This is a genomic window from Prevotella sp. MGM2 (genome assembly GCF_002933955.1).
Classification (GTDB): domain Bacteria; phylum Bacteroidota; class Bacteroidia; order Bacteroidales; family Bacteroidaceae; genus Alloprevotella.
In genome coordinates this window covers 1-3408 of sequence record NZ_BEWW01000107.1, presented here as the reverse complement: position 1 = coordinate 3408, position 3408 = coordinate 1, and the positions used below count along the sequence as shown (strand labels likewise).

Genomic DNA, 3408 nt, shown 5'->3' with positions numbered 1-3408 from the left:
TTCCACCTTGTTGACGTTTTGTCCGCCGGCACCGCCTGACCGGAAAAGGTCCCAACTGATTTTCGAGGGGTCTACATATACTTCGATGGTGTCGTCTACCAATGGCGTTACAAAGACCGATGCAAACGAAGTCATGCGTTTGCCCTGTGCGTTGTAAGGCGATACGCGCACCAGACGATGCACGCCGTTTTCGCTTTTGAGATAGCCGTAGGCGTAATCGCCTTCTATTTCCATCGTCACGGTTTTGATACCGGCTTCATCGCCGTCCTGTATATTGGATATGCTGACTTTATAGCCGGCGGCTTCGGCATAGCGCATGTACATCCGCATGAGCATCGAAGCCCAGTCCTGGCTTTCAGTACCGCCAGCTCCTGAATTGATTTTAAGCACACAAGCCATGCTGTCTTCCTCCTGGCGCAACATGTTCTTTAGTTCCAATTCTTCTATTTCAGTAATGGTGCGGGCATAAGCTTCATCCACTTCCTCCTCTGTTACCATTTCGTCCTTATGGAAGTCAAAAGCCAGCTCCAGTTCATCGGCCAGAAGCTTTATGCTTTTATAGCCTTCAATCCACTTTTCGAGCGACTTGACTTTCTTCATTTGTTCCTCGGCCTGCTTGGCATCGTCCCAAAAGCCGGGTGCTTGTGTGCGGAGCTGCTCTTCTTCGAGCTGAATGACCTTGGCGTCAATGTCGAGGTAGCGGTTGAGCGCTTCCACACGGTCTTTAGCTTCTTTGAGTTGTTCTTGCGTTATCATATTCTATGCGTATTCTTATAGTAAAATGCCGCGTACAAACCAGCCGGCACAGCGATATCATGAAGATTGGGACGCTTCTTTTTCAGCCTCCTTGTAAATATTCTCGATGATTTCTGCGTAACGCTCATACACCACCCGTCGTTTCACCTTGAGCGTATTGGTAAGCTCGCCGGTTTCTATAGTGAACGGTGCTGGCAGAAGCACAAAGCGTTTTACTTTTTCATAATGGGCCAAATCCTGCTGAAGCGTTTCGATGCGCTCTTCTATCATGCGGCGTATATCAGCGTTTTCGCATAAAGCCTCATTGCTTTCTGCTGAAATGCCCTTTTCTTCGGCATATTTGCGGAGAAGATGGAAATCTGGCACAATGAGCGCCGAGACGAATTTATGTTGGTCGGCCACAATGACAGCTTGCTCCAGATATTTGTCAATAACGAGTTTCGACTCTATCATCTGCGGCGCGATGTATTTGCCGTTCGATGTCTTGAAAAGATCTTTGATGCGCTCTTTAAGGAAAAGTTCACCGTCTTTCATATAGCCAGCATCGCCCGTATGGAACCATCCCTCCTCATCGATAGCGGCTTTTGTAGCGGAATCCTTTTTATAATAGCCAGGTGTGATGGTTTTTCCGCGCAGTAGGATCTCATCATTTTCACCAAATTTTATTTCAATGCCATCTATCAGCCGCCCCACGGAACCTAATGTTATAGGCAGTCCCGATATGTCGCACGAGACAGTGGCTGTTGATTCTGTCAATCCATAACCGACAATAATATTTATGCCGGCGGCATGAACGAATTTCTCCACTTGGGGCGACACCGCCGCTCCCGCTGTGGGAAAAAAGTTGGCATTCTCCAGTCCGAGGGTCTTGCGTAATAGCCTGATGATGGTTTTGTTGTAAAAACTGTACTTCAGGCTAAGTGACAGGGGAAGAGACTTTCCTTGCGAGAGATATTCCGTCCAGCAGCGAGCACCGACGGCAATAGCGTCTTCAATGAGTTTGCGTTCCAGAAAAGAGGATTGTTCCATTTTCTCCTGTACACCTTGGTACACTTTTTCCCAAAAACGCGGCACGCTGCTCATACATGTGGGATGTACTTCCTGCAATGAGCGTAACACATCGTTAGGACGCAAATTGATAGCCAGACGAGCACCTTCAGCCAAGCAAAGATAAGACCATGCCCGTTCAAAAATATGCGTAAAGGGTAGAAAATTAAGAATAACATCCCTTTCACCTAGCGACAACACCGCATCGTTCACGCGGAGGCCTTCGTGATACATGCTGTAAGTAAGGATAACTCCTTTGCTTGCTCCGGTAGTTCCGCTGGTATAGAGGATGTTGGCACAATCACTGAAACTGGCTTCGCTCATGCGTTGGGCCAAAGTCGCCTCGTGGGACTCACTACATCCGCAATTAAGGAAATCATCAAAAAAAACCGACACATTGTCATTTGGCTTTCGCTTTACGGAACGATCAAATATGATGATTTTCTCAAGAGTGGGACAAACTGAGATCACGCCGAAGGCCACATCATATTGAAACTGCTCGCCTACAAATATAAAGCGGACTCCGGCATCGTTTATCATATAGGCCACTTGCGCGCCACTGCTTGTGGCATAAAAGGGAATGGTGACAGCTCTGATACCGTAAGCACCAAAATCAACATAAAGACATTCCGGTTTGTTTTGCGAGAAAACGGCAAGATTTTCCTGCACGCCTACGCCCAATTCCAGTAAGGCTCTGGAAACTTTATGTACAGTGTCGGAGACTTCGCGCCATGAGACGGGCGTCCATTGGTTGCGGTCGTAGTCGCGCCACGAGAGGGCGGTACGGCTTTCGTACTTGTCGGCCTGCTCATGGATGAGTTTGGAGAGATGACAATTATTAAGCATAGTTTTCGGTATTCCGATAGTACAAAGGTAGGAGTTTTATTTTGAAAAATAAGTAAGAATGCTCATTTTTTTGAAATTCGTGCGGTTTTTACTACTTTTGCCGGAGTGATACAGGGTAATACCCTTTGGGTCAAAAACACTTAGAAAAAGAATATGAACAGTCAAATTGTCCGACACTATACCGATGAGGCCGTAGAGGTTCTCAAGAAACTCATCGCCATACCTTCGGTGAGCAGGGAAGAAGCAAAAGCAGCCGATTTCATCGAGAGTTATGCTACAGAAAAAGGTCTTTCGCCACATCGGCACGGCAATAATGTATGGTGTATCACGCCTCACATGCAAGAACATCGTCCCACATTGTTGCTCAATGCCCACATAGATACGGTGCGCCCTGTTTCAGGCTGGCAGCACAATCCTTTCGTGCCCTGCGTCGAAAGCGGCAAACTCTATGGCCTGGGCAGCAATGACTGCGGCGGAGGACTGGTAAGTCTTTTTCAGACATTCCGTCTTTTACGTGAGCATAAGAATTTGCCATGGAACCTCATTTGGCTGGCCTCATGCGAGGAAGAGGTTTCAGGCAAAGAAGGCATAGAGGCGGTCATTCCCCTGCTGCCTCAGGTGGATTGCGCCATAGTGGGAGAGCCCACTGGTATGCAGCCGGCTGTTGCCGAAAAAGGGTTGATGGTACTTGACGTTACCGCACACGGCCGGGCCGGCCATGCTGCACGCGAAGAAGGCATCAATGCCATATACGAAGCC

The 3408-nt window shown here is 48.1% G+C and carries 3 protein-coding genes; 1 reads left to right on the top strand and 2 read right to left on the bottom strand.

Annotation, left to right across the window (positions count from 1 at the left end; translation table 11 throughout):
* Together C5S62_RS02380 and C5S62_RS02375 are read right to left on the bottom strand one after the other, a co-directional pair.
* Positions 1–756 (bottom strand): PCRF domain-containing protein (locus C5S62_RS02380; RefSeq protein ID WP_104403904.1); only part of this gene is annotated, 756 nt, incomplete at its 3' end.
* Between the two features lie 57 nt (positions 757–813).
* Positions 814–2649, bottom strand: coding sequence for a long-chain fatty acid--CoA ligase (locus C5S62_RS02375; protein WP_104403903.1), 1836 nt, complete (start codon positions 2647–2649; stop codon positions 814–816).
* Between the two features lie 153 nt (positions 2650–2802).
* Here C5S62_RS02375 and C5S62_RS02370 point away from each other — a divergent pair.
* Positions 2803–3408 (top strand): M20/M25/M40 family metallo-hydrolase (locus C5S62_RS02370; protein WP_133159469.1); only part of this gene is annotated, 606 nt, incomplete at its 3' end.